18 protein-coding genes and 2 rRNA genes are annotated in these 21515 nt (G+C 64.4%); 18 read left to right on the top strand and 2 right to left on the bottom strand.

Annotated features, from left to right (window positions below; all coding sequences use genetic code 11):
- Window positions 1-196: 196 nt before the first annotated feature.
- From ACQU6B_RS07540 to ACQU6B_RS07485, 12 genes are all read left to right on the top strand, one after another.
- Window positions 197-3298, top strand: a 23S ribosomal RNA gene (locus tag ACQU6B_RS07540).
- A 91-nt stretch (window positions 3299-3389) separates the two neighbouring features.
- Window positions 3390-3506, top strand: a 5S ribosomal RNA gene (gene rrf, locus ACQU6B_RS07535).
- A gap of 466 nt (window positions 3507-3972) precedes the next feature.
- Window positions 3973-5325, top strand: a complete 1353-nt coding sequence (locus ACQU6B_RS07530) for a hypothetical protein (protein ID WP_430866932.1) — start codon at window positions 3973-3975, stop codon at window positions 5323-5325.
- Window positions 5318-6331 carry an HAD-IIA family hydrolase gene (locus ACQU6B_RS07525; RefSeq protein WP_430866931.1) on the top strand — a complete coding sequence of 338 codons (1014 nt, stop codon included), beginning with the start codon at window positions 5318-5320 and terminating at the stop codon, window positions 6329-6331. Before ACQU6B_RS07530 ends, ACQU6B_RS07525 begins: the two co-directional genes overlap by 8 nt.
- 2 nt (window positions 6332-6333) lie before the next feature.
- Window positions 6334-6504, top strand: coding sequence for a hypothetical protein (locus ACQU6B_RS07520; protein WP_430866930.1), 171 nt, complete (start codon window positions 6334-6336; stop codon window positions 6502-6504).
- A gap of 7 nt (window positions 6505-6511) precedes the next feature.
- Window positions 6512-7408, top strand: coding sequence for a TlyA family RNA methyltransferase (locus ACQU6B_RS07515; RefSeq protein ID WP_430866929.1), 897 nt, complete (start codon window positions 6512-6514; stop codon window positions 7406-7408).
- Window positions 7409-7410: 2 nt separating this feature from the next.
- On the top strand, window positions 7411-8286 hold the full coding sequence (locus tag ACQU6B_RS07510) for an NAD kinase (RefSeq protein ID WP_430866928.1): 876 nt from the start codon (window positions 7411-7413) through the stop codon (window positions 8284-8286).
- A 2-nt stretch (window positions 8287-8288) separates the two neighbouring features.
- Entirely contained in the window at window positions 8289-9977 is a 1689-nt protein-coding gene (gene recN / locus ACQU6B_RS07505; RefSeq protein ID WP_430866927.1) for a DNA repair protein RecN, read from the top strand.
- A gap of 4 nt (window positions 9978-9981) precedes the next feature.
- Window positions 9982-11142, top strand: a complete 1161-nt coding sequence (steA, locus tag ACQU6B_RS07500; RefSeq protein WP_430866926.1) for a putative cytokinetic ring protein SteA — start codon at window positions 9982-9984, stop codon at window positions 11140-11142.
- Window positions 11142-12131: a copper transporter gene (locus tag ACQU6B_RS07495; protein ID WP_430866925.1), complete on the top strand. Its 990-nt coding sequence runs from the start codon at window positions 11142-11144 to the stop codon at window positions 12129-12131. Before steA ends, ACQU6B_RS07495 begins: the two co-directional genes overlap by 1 nt.
- 138 nt (window positions 12132-12269) lie before the next feature.
- A complete protein-coding gene (locus tag ACQU6B_RS07490) occupies window positions 12270-13958 on the top strand; it encodes a CTP synthase (protein WP_430866924.1) in 1689 nt (562 codons plus the stop codon).
- A gap of 11 nt (window positions 13959-13969) precedes the next feature.
- Window positions 13970-14599 carry an NUDIX domain-containing protein gene (locus tag ACQU6B_RS07485; RefSeq protein WP_430866923.1) on the top strand — a complete coding sequence of 210 codons (630 nt, stop codon included), beginning with the start codon at window positions 13970-13972 and terminating at the stop codon, window positions 14597-14599.
- Window positions 14600-14602: 3 nt separating this feature from the next.
- Here ACQU6B_RS07485 and ACQU6B_RS07480 read toward each other — a convergent pair whose 3' ends face one another.
- Complete coding sequence (locus ACQU6B_RS07480; protein ID WP_430866922.1) at window positions 14603-15205, bottom strand: YbhB/YbcL family Raf kinase inhibitor-like protein; 603 nt, start codon at window positions 15203-15205, stop codon at window positions 14603-14605.
- Window positions 15206-15340: 135 nt separating this feature from the next.
- Here ACQU6B_RS07480 and ACQU6B_RS07475 point away from each other — a divergent pair, with 135 nt between their 5' ends.
- Window positions 15341-15973, top strand: a complete 633-nt coding sequence (locus ACQU6B_RS07475) for a TetR/AcrR family transcriptional regulator (RefSeq protein WP_430866921.1) — start codon at window positions 15341-15343, stop codon at window positions 15971-15973.
- Window positions 15974-15993: 20 nt separating this feature from the next.
- On the opposite strand, the gene ACQU6B_RS07470 is transcribed toward ACQU6B_RS07475, so the two are convergent.
- Window positions 15994-16932, bottom strand: coding sequence for a COX15/CtaA family protein (locus tag ACQU6B_RS07470; protein ID WP_430866920.1), 939 nt, complete (start codon window positions 16930-16932; stop codon window positions 15994-15996).
- A 181-nt stretch (window positions 16933-17113) separates the two neighbouring features.
- Between ACQU6B_RS07470 and ACQU6B_RS07465 the strand changes: the two genes are divergently transcribed.
- Genes ACQU6B_RS07465 through sufC form a run of 5 tightly spaced genes read left to right on the top strand, consistent with a single transcriptional unit; the run spans window position 17114 to window position 21513 of the window.
- The gene (locus tag ACQU6B_RS07465) at window positions 17114-17764 is read left to right on the top strand and encodes a helix-turn-helix transcriptional regulator (protein WP_430866919.1); all 651 of its coding nucleotides are present in this window, start codon (window positions 17114-17116) and stop codon (window positions 17762-17764) included.
- Between the two features lie 2 nt (window positions 17765-17766).
- Window positions 17767-19212: a Fe-S cluster assembly protein SufB gene (gene sufB, locus ACQU6B_RS07460; protein ID WP_430866918.1), complete on the top strand. Its 1446-nt coding sequence runs from the start codon at window positions 17767-17769 to the stop codon at window positions 19210-19212.
- On the top strand, window positions 19209-20411 hold the full coding sequence (sufD, locus tag ACQU6B_RS07455) for a Fe-S cluster assembly protein SufD (protein WP_430866917.1): 1203 nt from the start codon (window positions 19209-19211) through the stop codon (window positions 20409-20411). Before sufB ends, sufD begins: the two co-directional genes overlap by 4 nt.
- Window positions 20404-20757 (top strand): non-heme iron oxygenase ferredoxin subunit, encoded by a 354-nt coding sequence (locus ACQU6B_RS07450; protein WP_430866916.1) that lies wholly within the window; start codon window positions 20404-20406, stop codon window positions 20755-20757. Before sufD ends, ACQU6B_RS07450 begins: the two co-directional genes overlap by 8 nt.
- A complete protein-coding gene (gene sufC / locus ACQU6B_RS07445; RefSeq protein ID WP_430866915.1) occupies window positions 20758-21513 on the top strand; it encodes a Fe-S cluster assembly ATPase SufC in 756 nt (251 codons plus the stop codon).
- Window positions 21514-21515 lie beyond the last annotated feature (2 nt).

The following is a 21515-nucleotide window of genomic DNA, read 5'->3' as shown; positions in this document are numbered from 1 at the left end:
GAGGGATCGGGCGAAAGCTACGAAACTCAGGCCAGTCGAAAGACAGGCTGGACGGACTATCGGATTCGGATGAACCACCTCGAAGCTGCATTATTGCTGCGTGAGGTAGGCGTCGAATGAAGGTAGGACCGCCCGTACCTTGAGAACTGCACAGTGGACGCGAGCATCTTTAAATTTGAATGCAAATTCGAATGTAAGTTAAGTTTTTAAGAGCACATGGTGAATGCCTTGGCTGTAGGAGCCGAAGAAGGACGTTGTAGCCTGCGAAAAGCCTCGGGGAGCTGGCAAACAAGCTTTGATCCGAGGATGTCCGAATGGGGAAACCCCGCTGGAGTCATGTCCAGTGACTCTCGCCTGAACACATAGGGCGAGTAGAGGGAACGTCGGGAAGTGAAACATCTCAGTACCGACAGGAAGAGATATTCCGTGAGTAGTGGCGAGCGAAAGCGGAAAAGGCCAAACCGTTAGCGTGTGATAGCCGGCAGGCGTTGCGTTAGCGGTGTTGTGGGACCTTTCGGGTGGATCTGCCGATCTACCAAGGAGTCAAAAATCTGCGTGATAGTCGAAGGGCATTGAAAGGCCCGGCATAGAGGGTGTAACCCCCGTAGACGAAATTTCGTAGACTCCTGAGAGTCATCCCAAGTAGCACGGGGCCCGAGAAATCCCGTGTGAATCCGCGAAGACCACTTCGTAAGCCTAAATACTACCTACAGACCGATAGTGAATCAGTACCGTGAGGGAAAGGTGAAAAGTACCCCGAGAGGGGAGTGAAATAGTACCTGAAACCGTGTGCTTACAATCCGTTGGAGCCTCCCTAGCAGGGGTGACAGCGTGCCTTTTGAAGAATGAGCCTGCGAGTTAGTGGTATGTGGCAAGGTTAACCCGTGTGGGGAAGCCGTAGCGAAAGCGAGTCCGAATAGGGCGCCAGAGTCGCATGCTCTAGACCCGAAGCGAAGTGATCTATCCATGGCCAGGTTGAAGCGCGGGTAAGACCGCGTGGAGGACCGAACCCACTTCAGTTGAAAATGGAGGGGATGAGCTGTGGATAGGGGTGAAAGGCCAATCAAACTTCGTTATAGCTGGTTCTCCCCGAAATGCATTTAGGTGCAGCGTTGCGTGTTTCTTACCGGAGGTAGAGCTACTGGATGGCTAATGGGCCTCACCAGGTTACTGACGTCAGCCAAACTCCGAATGCCGGTAAGTGAGAGCGCAGCAGTGAGACTGTGGGGGATAAGCTTCATAGTCGAGAGGGAAACAGCCCAGAGCACCAACTAAGGTCCCAAAGCGTGTACTAAGTGGGAAAGGATGTGGAGTTGCCCAGACAACCAGGAGGTTGGCTTAGAAGCAGCCACCCTTGAAAGAGTGCGTAATAGCTCACTGGTCAAGTGATTCCGCGCCGACAATGTAGCGGGGCTCAAGTACACCACCGAAGTTGTGTCATTTATACATCAGCATGGCCCTTAGGGGTCCAAGCGTATGGATGGGTAGGGGAGCGTCGTGTAGCGAGTGAAGTCGCGGGGTGACCCAGCGGTGGACGCTACACGAGTGAGAATGCAGGCATGAGTAGCGAAAGACGGGTGAGAAACCCGTCCGCCGAATGATCAAGGGTTCCAGGGCCAGGTTAATCCGCCCTGGGTAAGTCGGGACCTAAGGCGAGGCCGACAGGCGTAGTCGATGGACAACGGGTTGATATTCCCGTACCGGCGAAGAACCGCCCATGCAGAATCAGATAATGCTAAGCGCCTGAAGCAGCTGAACCCTTCGGGGGAATGTCTGTGGAACGCGTAACCCGAGTCTGTAGTAAGCAAGCGTATTAACAGAGGTGACGCAGGAAGGTAGCCGAGCGTGGCGATGGTAGACCACGTTTAAGGGTGTAGGGCGAGTCGTAGGCAAATCCGCGACTCACATAGCCTGAGACCTGATGATGACAGCAATAGCTGGAAATCGGTGATCCTATGCTGCCAAGAAAAACCTCGGCGCGAGGTTCTAGCCGCCCGTACCCCAAACCGACTCAGGTGATCAGGTAGAGAATACTAAGGCGATCGAGATAATCGTGGTTAAGGAACTCGGCAAAATGCCCCCGTAACTTCGGGAGAAGGGGGGCCTGAGGCGTGAAGGAACTTGCTTCCTGAGCGTTCGAAGGCCGCAGAGACCAGAGAGAAGCGACTGTTTACTAAAAACACAGGTCCGTGCGAAGTCGCAAGACGATGTATACGGACTGACGCCTGCCCGGTGCTGGAAGGTTAAGAGGAAGGGTTAGCCGCAAGGCGAAGCTCAGAATTTAAGCCCCAGTAAACGGCGGTGGTAACTATAACCATCCTAAGGTAGCGAAATTCCTTGTCGGGTAAGTTCCGACCTGCACGAATGGCGTAACGACTTCTCTGCTGTCTCAACCGCGAACTCGGCGAAATTGCATTACGAGTAAAGATGCTCGTTACGCGCAGCAGGACGGAAAGACCCCGGGACCTTTACTATAGCTTGGTATTGGTATTTGGTGTGGTTTGTGTAGGATAGGTGGGAGACTTTGAAGCTGATACGCCAGTATTAGTGGAGTCATTGTTGAAATACCACTCTGATCATTCTAGATATCTAACCTCGGTCCGTAATCCGGATCAGGGACAGTGCCTGGTGGGTAGTTTAACTGGGGCGGTTGCCTCCCAAAAAGTAACGGAGGCGCTCAAAGGTTCCCTCAGCCTGGTTGGCAATCAGGTGGCGAGTGCAAGTGTACAAGGGAGCTTGACTGTGAGACTGACAGGTCGAGCAGGGACGAAAGTCGGAACTAGTGACCCGCTGGTGGCATGTGGAAGCGCCAGCGCTCAACGGATAAAAGGTACCCCGGGGATAACAGGCTGATCCTGCCCAAGAGTCCATATCGACGGCATGGTTTGGCACCTCGATGTCGGCTCGTCGCATCCTGGGGCTGGAGTTGGTCCCAAGGGTTGGGCTGTTCGCCCATTAAAGCGGTACGCGAGCTGGGTTTAGAACGTCGTGAGACAGTTCGGTCCCTATCCGCTGCGCGCGCAGGAAATTTGAGAGAATCTGTCCCTAGTACGAGAGGACCGGGATGGACAAACCTCTGGTGTGCCAGTTGTTCCGCCAGGAGCACGGCTGGTTGGCTACGTTTGGAACGGATAACCGCTGAAAGCATCTAAGCGGGAAGCCGGTCTCAAGATGAGATTTCCATGGACTTCGGTCCTGAAGGCCCCCAGCAGACCACTGGGTTGATAGGCCGGATGTGGAAGAGGGGACTAAAGACCCTTGAAGCTGACCGGTACTAATAGGCCAATAACTTAACTTCATTTAATTATGCTACGCGTCCACTGTGCGGTTCCCGAGATACGGTCGGGAAACCGAAAATCTAGGAAACTAGATTGATATCTCCATAGAGTTTCCGCAACCATAGCGGGAGGGAAACGCCCGGCTCCATTCCGAACCCGGAAGCTAAGCCTCCCTGCGCCGATGGTACTGCACTGGTGACGGTGTGGGAGAGTAGGTCGTTGCGGGACATCCTTTACACGAAAGGCCGCCCAACGCTGGGCGGCCTTTCGTCATTCCCCCACCAAAAAGAAGGGGAAGCGAGGCTGTCCATGAGGCACGGCTACGCTAAAAGACAGTGTCGCCACAGGCCTCATATTAAGAAAACTTCACGGACGGAGCATCATGGCACCCGAGGAAACTCGACCCCCAGCCAACGGAAACCCCCACAAGGACTCCGACAAGCCTGCGGCTACGCCACGCTCCGATACCGCCTCGTCGGACCGCACCCCCAAAACCACCAGCTACACCCGACCCACCCGCACCACCGCGGCAGGGTCCAGTAGCAACCAGAACAACACTGGTGGTGAAACCCGCGGCAGTAGTAACGACAGCTCAACAACGCGTCCACTGAACAGTTCTCCCACCACGGGAAGCTCTGCCCCCCGCACCTCTGGCGGTGGGGGCTACAAAGGCCACCCCAATAACAGACGTGACATGTCACGCAACACCGACGCCAACGATCGAGGAAACACCTCTCGTGGCGGATCCGGTGGTTATCAGGGCAAGCCCGAGAACTCTCGCGGCGGCGCCGGCAACACCGGCGGCAGCGGCTACCAAGGCCGCCCCTCGAACGAGCGCGGTAATGACTCTCGCAACGACTCTCGTGGCACACAAGGCGGCTACCAAGGCCGACCCGAAAACTCTCGCGGCAACTCCGGCAGCGCGGGTGGATACCAGGGCAACCCCGCGAACGCTCGCGGCGGCTCCGGCAGCACCGGTGGTTACCAAGGCAATCCGGCGAACGCCCATGGTGGTTCAGCTGATCGCCCGGCAAAGTCGGGTTACCAGGGCAACCCCGCTAACGCCCGTGGTGGTTCGGGTGGTCCGGCAAAGTCGGGCTATCAGGGCAACCCCGCCAACGCCCGTGGCGCTACGCCTCGCAGCGGCTATTTGGGTAAGGGTGGAGCTTCCAACGTGGAGGAGGACCGCCCGCCCCGCAATGAAGGCCTAGTTCGTAAGGCCCCCATTGTTGCGCCGGAGATTCCTGACGAGGTCACGTTTGACCTGTTGGACAAGCCCGCCCGCGCACGCCTGCGCACCTTGTCTAAAGACAACGCCGAAGACGTCGCCCGCCACCTCATCATGGCCGGCCGACTGATCGATATTGACCCCGAACGCGCCTACCAACACGCCCAAGTAGCCGTCGCCCGCGGAGGACGCGTCGACATCGTGCGCGAAGCCGCAGCACTGACCGCCTACGCCTCCGGCCACTACGCCGACGCTTTGCGCGAGTTCCGCACCGTTCGGCGCCTGAACGGCTCCTCCGAACACCTCCCCCTCATGGCCGACTGCGAACGCGGTTTGGGGCGCCCCGAACGCGCCATCGCTTTGGCACAAGAGCCAGAAGCAAAAACACTCGACCCCGACACCACCATCGAGCTGCAGATCGTGATCGCCGGCGCCCGCACCGACATGGGAAACCTCGAAGCAGCCCTCCTGACCCTGAACCGCCTCACCACCAAAAACCCCGAGTCCCAAAACCGCATCAACGAAGCCAAAATCACCATCCTGCACAAACTCGGACGCGACAAAGAAGCCAACACCCTCCAAAACACCACCACCCCCACCACCAACAACGACGACCCCACCTGGGCCGACGAAATCTACCTCTACGACACCGAAGAACTCCCCGAACCCGAAGTAATCCCCGAACCACAAGAACTCAACGACGAGACCACCGGGGACACCGACGACCTCGTAGACTCCACGGGTGCGGTCGCGGACGCAGACGAAGCGACGACCACTGAAGCTGTGCAAGGCAAAGAAGACGGAGAACAGGATGTCTGAGGCAACGCTGATCGGCTCGACGAAGCCGCTGCAGGAGTACTACGACGTCGCGCTGGTCGACCTCGACGGAGTCGCGTACAAGGGCCCTGACGCGATTCCCTCCGCGCCCCCAGCGCTCGCCGCGGCGCGCGCGGCGGGTATGGAACTGGTGTTCGTGACCAACAACGCGAGCCGTGAGCCCGAGGACGTTTCCGGTCAGCTCACCAGCCTCGGGATCCCGACCAGCGTCGAAGAGGTCATGACCGCCGCACAGGCCGGCGCCCTGATGCTCACCGAGCACATCGCGAACGGTTCGCGCGTGCTCGTGATCGGCGGGCAGGGCCTGCGCACGGCCGTGACCGCGGCGGGTTACACCGTGGTGAGCAGCGCCGACGACGCGCCGGTGGCCGTGATCCAGGGCTACTCGCCGGACATCGGCTGGCGTGAATTTGCGGAGGCGACGTACGCCATCCACGGCGGCGCGCGTTTCTTCGCCACCAACCTCGACATGTCGCTTCCGACCAATCGCGGTATGGCCCCCGGCAACGGCGCCCTAGTAGCGGTGGTCGCCAGGGCCACGGGAGTGACCCCGCTCGCCGCAGGCAAGCCGGAGCCCGCGATGTTCCACATGGCTGCGGAACGTCTGAATGCCAAGCGTCCGCTCGCCATCGGCGACCGTCTCGACACTGACCTGAAGGGTGCGCGCGCGGCGAACATGCCCGGACTCATGGTGCTGACGGGCGTCAACGACGCACGCGACGCGCTACTTGCGCCTGCGGATCAGCGACCCAGCTTCATCGGCGCGGATCTTTCCGTGCTTTCCGAGATCCACCCGGAGCCCAGCGTGAGCGGACATTGGGCGCACGTCGGCGAGGCCCGCGCACGCGTGACCGGCGGCCACCTCCTCGTGGACGGCGGCTCCGCCATCGACCGGGTGCGTGCCGCGTGTGTCGCGGCATGGGCGGCGGCCGATGCGGGGGAGAAGATAGTGGTTGAGACCTTGCCCCACCTGGGAGTAGCCTTCTGAACATGGCTGACATCAACGATTCCCGCGAGACGCTGGGCCAGGTCGAATATCCGACCGAGGTTCGAGAGGCACTCAAAGCGGTGACTGAACTTCCCGACGACCTTGACGAGCAGGCAGAGTTCTTCGACAAGGTGCAGGACGCGCTCGCTTCGCGGCTGCGCGAGGATTCCTAACCGCTCGATGCGCCTCGACCTTGCGGTCGTCGACCGCGGGCTGGCTCGTTCGCGAACTCACGCGCAGACGCTCATCGCCTCTGGCGTGATTTTGCTGGATGGCTCGGTAGTGTCCAAGGCGTCCCTGAACGTCGCTGACGACGCGGCGATCGAGCTGACCGGTCCCAGCGATCACTACGTATCCCGCGCGGCCCACAAGTTGATCGGCGCGCTAGATGCTTGCGCACCGCTCGGACTCTCCGTGGCGGGTCGAGTCGCTCTTGACGCGGGGGCCTCCACCGGAGGCTTCACTCAGGTGCTGCTGGAGCGCGACGTCGCCCACGTCACCGCGGTGGACGTGGGGCACGGCCAAATCGCCAAGCAGCTCCGTGCCGACGACCGGGTGTCCGTTGTCGAGGACGTCAACGTCCGCGACCTCGAGAAGGGCAGCCTGCGCGAGGACACCGACCTGGTAGTCGCCGACCTTTCTTTCATCTCCCTCACCATGGTCATCCCCGCGATCGTGGGGACAGTTGCCCGCCAGTCGGACTTCGTCCTCATGGTCAAGCCTCAGTTCGAGGTGGGACGCGGGCGCCTGGGCAAGCATGGCGTAGTGACTGACCTGAGCGACCGCGCGGCGGCCGTCGAGCAAGTCATGACGGCAATGCGCGCCGCTGGGCTCGCGATCCACCACATCTCCCGCAGCGACCTACCGGGTCCGCACGGCAATGTGGAATTCTTCGTCTGGGGGTCATCGGCATGGCAAGGTAGTCATGTCGGTCGCGACCAGGACAATGAGACCACCGACGCGCAGTCCTCCAGCACAGACGATGCGGTTGCCGGCACGAGCGCTGGCGGGTTACGTCCGATGCTGGATCACGTCGCCGCCACGGCGGCAGTCGCGCACGAAGTGACGAAGGGGTAGGGATGACGCGCCGCATTCTTGTTGTGGTGAACCCGCACCGGACCGAGACGGTCGAGGCGGGGGAAGTCGTCGCGCGCGTGCTCGCCGCGGAGGGTGTCGAGACCTGCTTCTCCTACGACCCGGGCGTCAGCGAGCCCATCGAGGCCGCGATCGTGCTCGGTGGCGACGGCACGATGCTGCACGCGGCGGAGGTCACCCACGGCTCGCACATCCCGCTGCTGGGAGTGAACCTGGGCCGAGTGGGCTTCCTGGCCGAGCTTGAACGCGAGGATGTCACGCAGGCGGCGGTACGGCTCGCCGCCGGCGATTACCACGTCGAGGAGCGACGCACGCTTGAAGTGTGCGTCATCAACCCGGACGGCACCAGGCACGGCGGCTGGGCACTCAACGAGGCCACCCTGGAGCGCGGCAACCTGCGTTCCACGCTCGAGGTCGCGGTCGAGGTGGACGGGCGCCCACTCTCTACCTTCGGTTGCGACGGGGTGATCGTGTCCACGGCCACGGGCTCCACCGCGCACGCGTTCTCCGCTGGCGGCCCCGTGCTGTGGCCCAACGTCGACGCTTTGCTCTTTGTCCCGCTGGCGGCGCACGCCCTATTCGCGCGCCCACTAGTAGTCGGACCCGACTCGTTCTTTGCCGTCGAGGTACTCGAAAGGTCGGAGTCGCCCGGCCAGGTGATTCTTGACGGCTCACGCAGCATCGACGTGCCCCTTGGCGGACGCCTCGAGGTGCGCAGGGCGGAGGCGACCGTGTTGCTGGCACGTATGAACGATGAGCCCTTCACCGAGCGGCTCGTCAACAAGTTTTCCCTGCCCACCAACGGGTGGCGCGGCGAGCGCCCCTCGCGCGCGACGACGCGCCTGGCTGCGGGCAGCTAACAGTGCTCCACGAACTCACGATCGACAACCTGGGGGTCATCCAGTCGGCGCGCGTCACCTTTGGTGCGGGCCTGACGGTGCTCACCGGCGAGACCGGCGCGGGTAAGACCATGGTGCTGACCGGCTTGGGACTCATCCTTGGCGGGAAGCCCAAGCCCACGGCGGTCCGTACCGGCGCGGACGAGGCCCTCGCGCAGGCGGTGCTCGACGTGCCCGAAGGGTCACGCGCGCGACTCGCGCTCGCCGAAGCGGGAGCAGAAGTCGAGGAAGACGGCACCGTGATCGTGGCACGTACCGTGGGTGCGACCACTAGGTCGCGGGCGATCGTGGCCGGCAGGACGGCGCCCCAGTCGCTGCTCGCGGACATCGCTCTTGAGCTAGTCACCGTGCACGGGCAAAGCGATCAGGTGCGGTTGCGTTCTGCGGCCCGCCAGCGCGGCACCCTGGACGAGTACGCCGGGCCGGCACACCGAGAGGTGCTCGAGTCCTATCGCTCGGCCTGGGCCGCGTGGACCGAGGCCAAGGCGGAGTTGGCCCGGATGGAGTCCGGCGCCAGCCAGGCGCGAGCGGACGTGGCCCGACTCCGCGAGGACCTGGTGGCGATAGACGCCGTCGACCCGCAGCCGGGCGAGGACGAGGCCCTGACCGCCGAGTCCATGGTGCTCGAGAACGCGGAGTCAGTTCGCTCAGGCGTGGCCGGAGCCGGACGAGCCATCGACAACGACGATGACGAATCGCTGGTCGCCGCGATCGAGAAGGCCCGCCGCGCGCTTGGCGACGCGGCTAGGCACGACCCCGCCCTCGCGGAACACGAGAAGCGCCTGACCGAGATGGGCTACGCCGCGGCGGACATCTCAAGCGAGTTGGCGCACTACCTCGACGCTCTCGACGCCGACCCCGGCCGGCTAGAAGTGCTCAACGGACGCCGCAGCGAGCTCGCCGGGCTGGGCCGCCGCATCGGCCGTGACGTCACCGGCATCCTGGAGTACGCCGCCGATGCACGGGAGCGGGTGGCCGAGGACGACGCCTGGGACGAGACGCTGATCCAGCGCCGGGACAGGGTTGAGGCCACGCTCGCGAAACTTCTCGCGCTGGCGGGAGAACTGACCAAGCAGCGGGAGATCGCTGCGGCTGCACTGGCATCGGCCGTGGACCGCGAGCTCGGCGAGTTGGCGATGTCCGATGCTCGTTTCACCATCGGCGTCGAGCCCACCGAGCCCGGGCCATCGGGCGCCGACTCCGTAGTTATGTCGCTCGCCGCGCACCCCGGCACCGCCCCGCGCCCCGTGGCGGAGGCCGCATCGGGCGGTGAACTGTCGCGCATCATGCTCGCGATCGAGGTGGCCCTCGCGGATCGAGCCGCCGCTCCGGGACACACGTTCGTCTTCGACGAGGTAGACGCCGGGGTAGGTGGCCGCGCGGCCATCGCCGTCGGCAATCGGCTCGCGGCCCTGGCGCGCACGCACCAGGTCATCGTGGTGACTCACCTCGCGCAGGTCGCCGCGTTTGCCGACACCCACGTGGTGGTGCAGAAGTCGACCGACGGCACGACCACGAGTACTGCAGTGGTTGAGGTGGTGGGCGCGGATCGCGTCGCCGAGATCGCACGGCTGCTGTCAGGGCAAGAGGACTCGGCTACGGCACGCGCCCACGCGCTTGAGCTGCTGGAGGCATCGACCGTGGCACGATAAAGCCATGAGTAAATCCTCGCGCCGTAAAGCCTCCGCCGATGCTGAATCCACGCTCAACGGAACGGCGCGCGTCGACCACTCGATTGTCGCGCTGACGCGACGTCTACGGCGCGGCGACATCGCCGTGATCGACGTCCTGGACCTGGACGAGCGCACGGCATCGCAACTGGCCGAGTGCCGACCCTCCGCGGTCATCAACGCGCAGCAGTCCATCTCTGGGCGCTATCCCAACGGTGGTCCCTCGGTGCTGGCGGAGGCGTCGATCCCGCTGATCGACGCGGCCGGTGCCGATGTGATGAACATCCGCGACGGCTCGCGGATCCGGATCGACGGCGACTCAGTGCTCCGTGGAGACGCCCTGGTAGCTACGGGGACGCTGCTGACCGCAGAGGCCCTCGAGTCCGCCTTGACGGACGCGGCGCAGAACATGCACGTGCAGCTCACTGCGTTCACCGCGAATGCGATGGACTACGTGGAGCGCGACTCCGCGCTCCTGCTCGACGGGCGCGGCCTACCCGCCATCGACGTTGACCTCGAGGGCCGCCACGTGCTGGTCCTCACCGGCGGCACGCTCTACGCGAAGCAGCTCAAGGAGATCCGCACCTACCTGCGCGAACGCAAGCCCATCATCATCGCCGTCGGCGAGGCGGCTGACGTCGCGATGGAGCATGCTTACGCGGCCAAGATCATCGTCGGAAACGTGGAGTCCGTGTCGGAGCGCGCGATGCGAGCGGCGTCTACTGTCGTGGTTCACGACCCAGCCGGAGCCGACGCGGGCATGACGCGGGCGGACGCGCTAGGGGTGTCGCGGACCACGTCCGATGCCGGAATCTCCAGCAGCGACCTCGCCGTGCTGCTCGCCCACGCGCAGGGCGCGTCGGTGATCGTCACGGTGGGAATGGAGGCCCGCCTCATCGACTTCCTGCAGGGCTCCAGCGAGCTCAACGCGGGCACCTTCCTCACGCGCCTCCAGGCCGGCGGAACGCTCGTCGACGCCCGTACGCTCGCGCAGGTCTACCGGCACCGGTATTCGCGGTGGCTGGTGTTCGGCCTGCTGCTGGCCGGGTTCACTGCACTGGGGGTGGCACTCGCCGCGACCCCGGGCGGGCGCGCGTGGATCTCCTCGACGTGGGACGCAGTCTCGGCCTGGCTGGGTCTGTCGTGATGCGCGACCGTCGAGGCTGGATTGCCCCGGTCGCGGTCGGAATGTTCGCGCTGGCAATCGGCCTAGTGCTGGGCTCCGGCCCGCTGCGCACGGCGCTGATCGGATCGCTCGGCGTGCAGGTGGACTCGTTGGAGGATCAGGTGGCCGAGGCGGAACTAGCCGCGGACCAGGCCAACGTCACCAACGACTACGGCGACGAGTGGGTAGACGCTACGGCGCCCCAGTTGCTCGGCACGACTCTCGCGGGGCGCACGGTGGCCTTCGTGTCCGTCGACGATGCGGATGCAGAGGCGGTTGCTGGAGCCCAGGCGCACGTGGTGCAGGCCGGCGGGACGGTGGCGGCCTCAGTGACCGTCGAGTCGCTGTGGACGGACCCCAACCAGTCGGCGTTTCGCGCCGCTCTGGCGCCGCAACTCGCGTCGTCCATCTCGGGCCTCGACGGCACCGAGACCGTCGACCAGGTGTTCTCGCAGGCGCTCGCGCAGGCGCTGCTACCCGGCACCGCCGACCCCGCCGCCGAGTCCGCCGGGTCGGGCGACGAGGCGGACGCCAACGCCGCCGACCCGATCGGGCCGAACGAAGAGGACCGCGGAGCCGTGCTGTGGGCGCTGCTGACGGACGCGGAGCTGGTGAGCGGGACCCGCACCGGGCCCGCCGACGCGATTGTCATGGTCGCGGGGGAGGCGCCTAGCGACGCGGGGGAGTCCAGCCTGCAGGTCACGGCGAACCTGACGCTTATCGGTGTCTTCGCCGGGTACGACGCCCCGATTGTGGCGGCCAACGGCCCGGACGCGGACGATGACCTGGTTGCCTCGGTGTTGGCTGACGCGGCGGTCCTTGCCCCGCGCGTCTCCACTGTCACCTGGATCGACACCACGTATAGCCAAGTCACGGTGGCGCTCGCGTTGCGCGAGCAGTTCGACGGCTGGGTGGGCCATTACGGTCCGGGAGAGGGCCGCGAGGCCGCGCCGCCGCCAATCGAGCCGTAGGCCCGGCTCGTAGCGTCGCGCACCCCGGGCTCGAGCGCCGATGGCGTGGACGAGTTATGGCGAATTTTGTGCGGCGAAGCGGAGAATAGTGGCGGCTGAGTACCCGCGCAGTGCCGCGCGGTGATAGCGTTGAAGCCCGTGAAGAGAACTCGATTTTCGTCCGGTACGGACCATGTAACCCGTCACATCTTTGTTACTGGGGGCGTCGTTTCCTCCCTCGGAAAGGGTCTGACGGCGTCAAGCCTCGGTCGACTTCTTCGGTCCCGCGGTCTGCGGGTAACCATGCAAAAACTGGACCCGTATCTGAACGTGGACCCCGGCACGATGAACCCCTTCCAGCACGGCGAGGTCTTCGTGACTGACGACGGCGCTGAGATGGACCTGGACATCGGCCACTACGAGCGCTTCCTCGACGTTGAGCTGGCTGCCAGCTCCAACGTCACCACCGGCCAGGTGTACTCGCAGGTGATCGCCAAGGAGCGCCGCGGCGAGTACCTCGGCGACACGGTGCAGGTCATCCCGCACATCACCGACGAGATCAAGCGCCGTATGCGCGCCCAGGCCAGCCCCGACGTCGACGTGATCATCACCGAGGTCGGCGGCACCGTTGGCGACATCGAGTCGCAGCCGTTCCTCGAGGCAGCCCGCCAGGTGCGCCACGAGGTGGGACGCGAACATGTCTTTTTCCTCCACATTTCGCTCGTGCCGTACATCGGCCCGTCGGGCGAGCTCAAGACCAAGCCCACCCAGCACTCGGTGGCGGCCCTGCGCAGCATCGGCATCCAGCCCGACGCGATCGTGTGCCGTTCCGACCGCGACATCCCGCAGTCGGTGAAGAACAAGATCGCCCTCATGTGCGACGTCGAGGATCAGGCCGTCGTGACGTGCAAGGACGCGCCGAGCATCTATGACATCCCCAAGGTCCTCCACTCGGAGGGCCTGGACGCCTACGTGGTCCGCCGCCTCGACCTGCCGTTCCACGACGTGGAGTGGGGCCCGTGGGATGACCTGCTGCGCCGCGTCCACCAGCCCAAGCACGAACTGGAGGTGGCGCTCGTCGGTAAGTACATCGACCTGCCCGATGCCTACCTTTCGGTCAGCGAGGCGCTGCGGTCGGGCGGATTCGCACACGACTCGCGCGTGAACATCAAGTGGGTCGCATCCGACCGTTGCGCGACCCCTGAGGGCGCGCTCGAGGCGCTCGGCACCGTCGACGCGATTCTGGTGCCCGGTGGCTTTGGCATCCGCGGCATCGAGGGCAAGCTCGGGGCGCTGCAGTTTGCGCGGGAGAACAAGATCCCGACGCTCGGCATCTGCCTTGGTATGCAGTGCATGGTCATCGAGTACGCACGCAACGTGGTGGGACTCGAGGGTGCGTCGAGCTCGGAGTTCGACGACAACCCCACCCACCCGGTGGTCGCGACGATGGAAGAGCAGCTCGAGATCGTGGACGGCAAGGGCGACCTTGGCGGAACCATGCGCCTCGGCGCGTATCAGGCCAACCTCAAGCCCGGATCGGTCGTGGCGGAAACGTACGGCAAGACCTCGGTCGGGGAGCGTCACCGGCACCGCTACGAGGTCAACAACCAGTACCGCGAGCAGCTTGAGGACGCCGGCCTGGTGGTGTCGGGCGAGTCTCCCGACAGCTCCCTCGTGGAGTTCGTCGAGTTGCCACGCGAGATCCACCCCTACTACGTGTCGACGCAGGCCCACCCGGAGTTCCTCTCCAGGCCGACCAAGTCGCACCCGTTGTTCTCGGGGCTCATCGGCGCGGCGCTGGAGCGTCAGGCTGCCGCGAAGGCAGCCGCTGCCGAGCAGAGCGCTTAGGCGCACGGCCGATGCCCGCGGACGACTTTCGTCTAGCAGACACCTACGCGCCTAGGCCCGTCACGGCGAACACCACCGTGTTCGAGGGCCGGGTGTGGAACGTCGACTCAGACGACATCGACCTGGGCGAGGCCGGGCGTGTGACGCGCGACTATGTTGCTCACACCGGCGCGGTGGCGATCATCGCGCTGAACGAGCGCGGCGAGATCTACCTGGTGCACCAGTACCGTCACCCGGTGCGCAGCGAGCTGTGGGAGCCGCCCGCGGGGCTGCTCGACGTTGAGGGCGAGGCGCTTCAGGCCGCGGCCGCGCGCGAGTTGTACGAGGAGGCGGACCTGCGTGCCTCGACGTGGCACACGCTCATCGACTTCTATACCTCTCCCGGCGGCAGCTCGGAGGCGATCCGAGTGTTCCTTGCCCGCGGCATCTCCGAGGTGCCCGTCGCCGAACGCCACGTCCGCGAGGACGAGGAGGCCGACATGGGCGGCCGCTGGGTGCCGCTCGACGACGTGCTGAAGGCCATCGCGCTGGGCGACGTCGCCTGCCCGCCGCTACTCGTGGGCGCTTTCGCGCTAGACGCCGCTGTGCGCGCGAACTGGTCCACCTTGCGCCCGGCCGACGCACCGTGGATCCGGGCCTGACACCTATTCCGCGGGTCCCGACCGAATGCCTGTGATCTCCGCCATCTCAAGAACGTGTCCATCGGCCGCAATCGTCAGGTCGGTGTAATTGAATCCCGGCTCGAGGTCGAGTACCTGGTCCAACGCCCATACTTCGAATGTGTAGATGTGATCTGGGCTGTTGGGGCACGGTCCGATGTACTTGGCGTTTCCGAGTCCATTTCGACCAGTGACAGCAGGCTCTGCCACCGAAGTGCCGCCGGGCACAGTTGTGGTTTCTGCTGGAATGTTCGCGACAATCCAATGCACCCAATCGGAGTAGCTCGAGTCGAGCATGACGATCGCGTACGCGCCCACGTCACTCGGGCCGCCGCTCCAGGTGAGCTCCGGGCTCAGATCCGGACCTGCGCAGTTTCCTCCGAAACCGCTCGCGGTCATCTCATCGGGGATGTCGCCACCATCGACAAAGTCCACGCTGGTGAGCGTCAGCGGTCCTACGTCCATCGACTCGGTGGCGGTCGGGGAAGGCGTCGGGGGTCCCGCCGAGGGGTCATCGGTTGTGCACGCTGAGACGGGGAGCAGTGCGGCAATCGTGGCTGCGACGAGAGTGAGGCGTGGGTTCCACATCGGAGTCTCCTTTGATTCGAATCGAGCAGCGGAACCTAAGCCAGATGGAACCGCGTCGCCCCGGAGGGCGCTTCTTTGAGCCTGTAACTTAGTTACAGTAACAAAGTTATATCACAACCGGTACGGTGGAGAACTGTGAACAGAATTGCGACGCCACACGACACCGCGACCGTGAAGGACGCCGTCATTGGGCGAGAAACGATCCTGGAGGCGGCCCGAGTTACGCTCGTCGACGTGGGCGTCGCGGCGCTCACCGTGCGCGCGGTCGCGCAGGCGGCCGGATGCTCCACGACCGGCATCTACACGCATTTTGGCGGCAAGCAGGGCGTGCTCGACGCCCTGTACGTGGAGGCGTTCAGCGACTTCCACGATGCGCTGTATAGCAAGCCAGGCGACGTTGGCGCGATCGAGCGAGCCCACCGAGCTGCCCGCGCTTATCGCAATTGGGCGTTGGCGAATCCCGCGCGCTACCTGCTGATATTCGCCTTCCGCGCGACGGGCTACGTGCCGACGCCGCAGATGGTTCTCCCCACTCAAGCCACCTTCGAGACGCTCGTTGACATGTTCGGTGAGGCGGTCGCGGCAGGTGATCTCTCCGGGGACCCGCGCGCGATCTCTACCCACTTGTGGGCCACTCAGCACGGTTACGTGATGCTCGAGCTGACCGGACCGGGAGCCCTGACGGAAGATGCTGAGGAAGCCTATTTTGCGGGAGTCAGTGCCGCGCTACGAGCACACGGCGCGACCAATGCAGTCAACCCCACCTAGGGGAAGCGTCTGAGGGCAGTTCAGGTGCTTCGCACAGTGGTCTGTTCAGAGCTGAGCAGATAGTTGGCGGCCGACTGCGCGGCGACAAGCAGGCCGATTCCGAGCATGTGGGCGCCCACCAGGACCTCGGGGAGGCCGGTGAAGTACTGCACGACGCCTATCAATCCCTGAGCCAGGGTCACGACGATGACGACGACCCAGGCCTTGCGAACCTCGTCGCGTTGACCCGCGCTGCGGTCCGCGCGGACCCGGAGGATCATCCAGATTAACACGGCCAGGTATGCGACCACCGCGTACGCGTGGACGCGGGCGATGATCGCCGGGTCCAGGGCGAGGCGTTCGGTCGCGTTCGCGTCTCCCGAGTGGGGCCCGGCGCCGGTGGTCAGCACGCCGAGGACCACGACGACCATCAGCAGGGCGCGGGACCAGCCCAGTAGCGCCGGCATCGGGCGACCGACGCGGCGCGGCGCGGACCTTACCCGGAGCGCGATCTGAACGGAGATCCAGACTAGGCCGGCGGAGATGAACATGTGCAGGCCCACGAGCAGGGGGTTCAGGTCGAGCAGCACAACAATGCCGCCGAGCACCGCCTGCGCGATGATGCCGAGGCCCGGCACCAGACCTAGCCACTTGAATTGAGGGCGTGCGCGCCAGATCGCGATCGCGAGCAGCAGCGCGATGATCGCCAGGACGAACGTGAGCAGGCGGTTGCCGAATTCGATGAAGCCGTGGATGCCGGCCTCGGCGTGAAACTCGGGGGTAAAGGCGCCCGGTTCGCAGTGGGGCCAGTCCGAGCAACCCAGGCCGGATTCGGTGAGGCGAACGAGTCCACCCGTGACGATGATGCCGATCTGGGCGGCGACGTTCGCGATCGCTAGGCCGTGGACGCGCTTGCCAAGGACGTCTGCGGCGGCACCTAGGCCGCGGGTGATCGGTCGGGCACTTGCGGTGGTGTTCACTCGTTAATCCTATGCGGAACTGGACGGGTGCTAGTCAGCGCCTCGAACACGGTTCCGGTGGGCTGAGGTTAGGCCCGCCTTGCTTGCGGGGAACAGATTAAGCAACGACAATGTTAACTAATGCGTGGCCCCACTTGGCGGCCCCCGCGACAAGCGTAGAACGGCGACACGAGGAGGCTTCATGAGCACTGATACGACGCGCGACCGCGTGCTCGGCCTCATCGCATCGTCCGGCCCCATCACGGCGGCCAGCCTCGCACGCGAACTCGGCGTGACGTCTGCCGGTGTCCGCAGGCACCTGACCGCCCTGACCGACGTCGGCTTCATCACCGAGCACGACCAGGCCGGCCCAGTGAATCGCGGACGCGGACGCCCGTCGCGTTCCTATGTGGCAACCAACCAGGGTCAGCATGCCCTCGCATCGGCCTACACCGGCGTGGCAGTCGACGCGCTGGCCTTCATGCGCGAGCACGGTGGCCTCGAGGAGTTCGTCGAGGCAAAATCGGCTGAACTGGAGAAGACCCTCGCCGTCTCGGTCCCCGCCGACGGCACGCTGGGTGAGCGAGTCGACGCGCTCTCGAAGGCGTTGGGCGAGCAGGGTTACGCGACGTCAGTGCGGCCGGGTCCCGGCGGCTATACCGTCCAACTGTGCCAGGGCCACTGCCCTGTGCAATCTATTGCCGAGGCCGCGCCCGAATGGTGCGAGGCCGAGGCGCGCGCGTTCTCGCGCATTTTAGACGTCCACGTGCAGCGACTTTCCACCCTCGCGGGTGGAGCTCACGTGTGCACCACGACCATCCCGCTCGCAGTCGCGGGCACCAAGGAAGGATAACCATGAGCGCTCCTACGGAGAATGCCCCCGGTACCGGGGAACTTACCCAGGATGAGGCCATCGCCTCGCTTGGTAACTACGCGTTCGGTTGGCACGACGCCGATGACGCGGGCACCAACGCCCGACGTGGCCTCAACGAGGACGTCGTTCGCAACATCTCGGCACTGAAGAACGAGCCAGAGTGGATGCTTGAGCTCCGCCTCAAGGGCCTGAAGCTGTTCGGCAAGAAGCCGATGCCTACCTGGGGCGCTGACCTCACCGGTATTGACTTCGACAACATCAAGTACTTTGTGCGCTCCACGGAGAAGCAGGCGACGTCGTGGGAAGACCTTCCCGATGACATCAAGAACACCTACGACCGCCTAGGTATCCCCGAGGCCGAGAAGCAGCGCCTCGTCGCAGGCGTCGCCGCCCAGTACGAGTCCGAGGTTGTCTACCACCAGATCCGCGAGGACCTGGAGGAGAAGGGCGTGATGTTCCTCGACACGGACACCGCGTTGCGTGACCACCCCGAGATCTTCGAGCAGTACTTCGGCACGGTCATCCCGGTGGGCGACAACAAGTTCGCGGCACTCAACACGTCCGTGTGGTCCGGCGGATCGTTCGTCTACGTTCCCCCGGGAGTGCACGTCGACATCCCGCTGCAGGCCTACTTCCGCATCAACACGGAGAACATGGGTCAGTTCGAGCGCACGCTGATCATCGCCGACGAGGGTTCCTCGGTTCACTACGTCGAGGGTTGCACCGCACCTATCTACACGTCCGACTCGCTTCACTCCGCGGTCGTCGAAATCATCGTGAAGAAGAACGCCCGCGTTCGCTACACGACCATCCAGAACTGGTCGAACAACGTCTACAACCTAGTGACCAAGCGTGCGATCGCCGAAGAGGGCGCGACCATGGAATGGGTCGATGGCAACATCGGCTCCAAGGTCACCATGAAGTACCCGGCCATCTACCTGATGGGTGAGCACGCTCACGGAGAGACGCTCTCAGTGGCGTTCTCCGGAGAGGGCCAGCACCAGGACGCCGGCTCCAAGATGGTGCACGCTGCTCCGAACACCACCTCCAACGTCGTCAGCAAGTCTGTGGCACGTGGCGGCGGACGCTCGTCCTACCGCGGACTGGTCCAGGTGCTCGAGGGTGCCAAGGGTTCCAAGTCGAACGTGCTCTGTGACGCGCTGCTCGTCGACCAGATTTCCCGGTCGGACACCTACCCCTACGTCGACGTCCGCGAGGACGATGTCTCGATGGGTCACGAGGCCACGGTCTCGCGCATCAGCGAGGACCAGCTTTTCTACCTCATGTCCCGAGGCATGAACGAGTTCGAGGCCATGGCCATGATCGTGCGCGGGTTCGTTGAGCCCATCGCGCGCGAGCTCCCCATGGAGTACGCACTCGAGCTCAACCGCCTCATTGAACTTCAGATGGAAGGATCCGTCGGTTGACCACCACTGACACGACCACAGACCACTCCCGCGCGACGGCCGACGAGGCCCACTCGCACGGCCTCGCCTCCACTCCGCCGAATTCGTCGCGAGCCGACCGACCCAAGTCGTTCGATCTCGACGTGTTCCCCGTGCCCACCGGGCGCGAGGAGCAGTGGCGGTTCTCGGCCATGCGCGACCTCGCGCCGCTGTTCGTCGATGGCGCAGCCGAGGGTCACCTCGACTGGACCACAAGCGAGTTGCCCGAAGGCGTCACGCTGACGGAACTCACCATCGAGCAGGCGCGCGAGCGTTCCGTCTCGGCACCGGGGGACCGTGCGTCCGCCATCGCCGCGGCTCACTCGGGTGGCGCCATGGCTCTGACGATCGCGCCGGGCGCGATCATCGAGTCGCCCGTCACCATCACCATGCACGGCACCGGCACGGACGTCCGCGGACACCTGCTGGTCGAGTCCGGCTCAAACTCGGAGGCGTCAGTCGTCATCGAGCGCACCGGTAGCGCCACCTACTCGGAGTTCATCTCCGTCAACGTGGGCCAGAACGCCGGGTTGAACCTCGTGCTCCTGCAGACGTGGGATTCCGACGCCATTCACTCGGGAGAGGTGCACGCCAAGCTCTCCCGCGACGCGCGTCTGCGCGGCTCCGTCGTCACGCTCGGCGGCAAGGTTGTCCGCCTCAACACGACGGCGTCACTCGCGGGCGAAGGCTCCTCCGTCGACCTGTTCGGGCTGTACTTCGCCGACTCGGGTCAGCACCAGGAGCACCAGCTGTTTGTGGACCACATGGTTCCCAACTGCCGCTCGCGCGTGACCTACAAGGGTGCGCTTGCCGGCGCATCGGCCCGCACCGTGTGGATCGGCGATGTGCTGATCCGCAAGGAGGCCGAGGGAACCGACACCTACGAGCTCAATCGCAACCTGATTCTGTCGGACGGCGCCCGCGCCGACTCCGTGCCGAACCTGGAGATCGAGACCGGACTCATCGACGGCGCGGGTCACGCGTCCGCGACCGGTCGCTTCGACGACGAGCAGATGTTCTACCTGCGTTCGCGAGGCATCTCCGAGGTTGAGGCCCGCAAGCTTGTGGTGCGCGGTTTCTTTGCTGATCTCATCCGCGAGATCGGTGTACCCGAGGTCGAGAAGGGCCTCATGAACGCGATCGAGCTCGAGCTCGACATGGTGGAGAGCGACGATGAGTAACCAAATCGTATTGAGCCTCGAGGACCTTGCCCCAGGCAAGGCCACCGCTGTCACCGTCACCAACGAGGCGGGCCAGACTGTGCCCGTCGCGTTGGTGCGCGAGACCGGCGGCGACGTCTACGCGATCGGCGACACCTGCACGCACGGCGAGGTTTCGCTGGGCGAGGGCGACGTGATCGGCGACGAGGTTGAGTGCTGGGCTCACGGCGGACGCTTCAGCATCCGCACCGGCGCAGCAACCGAACTTCCGGCCATGGAGCCGGTTCCCGTGTATTCCGTGTCAATCGTCGACGGCAACATCGTCGTCGATGTCGACGCCCCCGTACCTGCCTTGAAGGAGAACTAAATGTCAACGCTTGAAATCCACGACCTGCACGTCAGCGTCGAGACCCCCGAAGGCACCAAGGAGATTCTCCGCGGCGTCGACCTCACCATCGACTCGGGCCACGTGCACGCCATCATGGGCCCCAACGGCTCAGGCAAGTCCACGCTGGCCTACTCGATCGCCGGTCACCCCAAGTACCAGATCACCTCCGGCACCGTAACGCTTGACGGCGAGGACGTGCTCGCGATGTCCGTCGACGAGCGCGCCAAGGCGGGCCTCTTCCTGGCCATGCAGTACCCCGTAGAGGTACCCGGCGTGTCCGTGTCGAACTTCCTGCGCACCGCGAAGACCGCGATCGACGGAGAGGCACCCAAGCTTCGCACCTGGGTCAAGGACGTCAAGGTCGCCATGGGCGAACTGCGTATGGACCCCGAGTTCGCCGAGCGTAACGTCAACGAGGGCTTCTCCGGTGGCGAGAAGAAGCGTCACGAGATCCTCCAGATGGAGCTCCTCGCACCCAAGATGGCAATCCTCGACGAGACCGACTCCGGCCTCGACGTCGACGCGCTCCGGGTCGTCTCCGAGGGCGTCAACCGTGCCAAGGCCAATACCAACCTTGGTGTGCTGCTCATCACGCACTACACGCGCATCCTCAAGTACATCAAGCCCGACTTTGTCCACGTATTCGTGGACGGCCGTATTGCCGAGCAGGGCGGCCCCGAGCTCGCCGACCGCCTCGAGGCCGAGGGCTACGACCGCTTCCTGACGAAGGCGTAACT

It is taken from the genome of Demequina aurantiaca (genome assembly GCF_050598105.1).
Classification (GTDB): Bacteria; Actinomycetota; Actinomycetes; order Actinomycetales; family Demequinaceae; genus Demequina; species Demequina aurantiaca_A.
The sequence above is the reverse complement of the archived record's forward strand: the minus strand, read 5'-3'. Positions and strand labels throughout refer to the sequence as shown.

Excerpts from the sequence above, each read along its gene's own strand:
- ACQU6B_RS07530 (WP_430866932.1), top strand. The coding sequence starts at position 3,973 with ATGTCACGCAACACCGACGCCAACGATCGAGGAAACACCTCTCGTGGC.
- ACQU6B_RS07525 (WP_430866931.1), top strand. The coding sequence starts at position 5,318 with ATGTCTGAGGCAACGCTGATCGGCTCGACGAAGCCGCTGCAGGAGTAC.
- ACQU6B_RS07520 (WP_430866930.1), top strand. The coding sequence starts at position 6,334 with ATGGCTGACATCAACGATTCCCGCGAGACGCTGGGCCAGGTCGAATAT.
- ACQU6B_RS07515 (WP_430866929.1), top strand. The coding sequence starts at position 6,512 with ATGCGCCTCGACCTTGCGGTCGTCGACCGCGGGCTGGCTCGTTCGCGA.
- ACQU6B_RS07510 (WP_430866928.1), top strand. The coding sequence starts at position 7,411 with ATGACGCGCCGCATTCTTGTTGTGGTGAACCCGCACCGGACCGAGACG.
- steA (WP_430866926.1), top strand. The coding sequence starts at position 9,982 with ATGAGTAAATCCTCGCGCCGTAAAGCCTCCGCCGATGCTGAATCCACG.
- ACQU6B_RS07495 (WP_430866925.1), top strand. The coding sequence starts at position 11,142 with ATGCGCGACCGTCGAGGCTGGATTGCCCCGGTCGCGGTCGGAATGTTC.
- ACQU6B_RS07485 (WP_430866923.1), top strand. The coding sequence starts at position 13,970 with ATGCCCGCGGACGACTTTCGTCTAGCAGACACCTACGCGCCTAGGCCC.
- ACQU6B_RS07480 (WP_430866922.1), bottom strand. The coding sequence starts at position 15,205 with ATGTGGAACCCACGCCTCACTCTCGTCGCAGCCACGATTGCCGCACTG.
- ACQU6B_RS07465 (WP_430866919.1), top strand. The coding sequence starts at position 17,114 with ATGAGCACTGATACGACGCGCGACCGCGTGCTCGGCCTCATCGCATCG.
- sufB (WP_430866918.1), top strand. The coding sequence starts at position 17,767 with ATGAGCGCTCCTACGGAGAATGCCCCCGGTACCGGGGAACTTACCCAG.
- ACQU6B_RS07450 (WP_430866916.1), top strand. The coding sequence starts at position 20,404 with ATGAGTAACCAAATCGTATTGAGCCTCGAGGACCTTGCCCCAGGCAAG.
- sufC (WP_430866915.1), top strand. The coding sequence starts at position 20,758 with ATGTCAACGCTTGAAATCCACGACCTGCACGTCAGCGTCGAGACCCCC.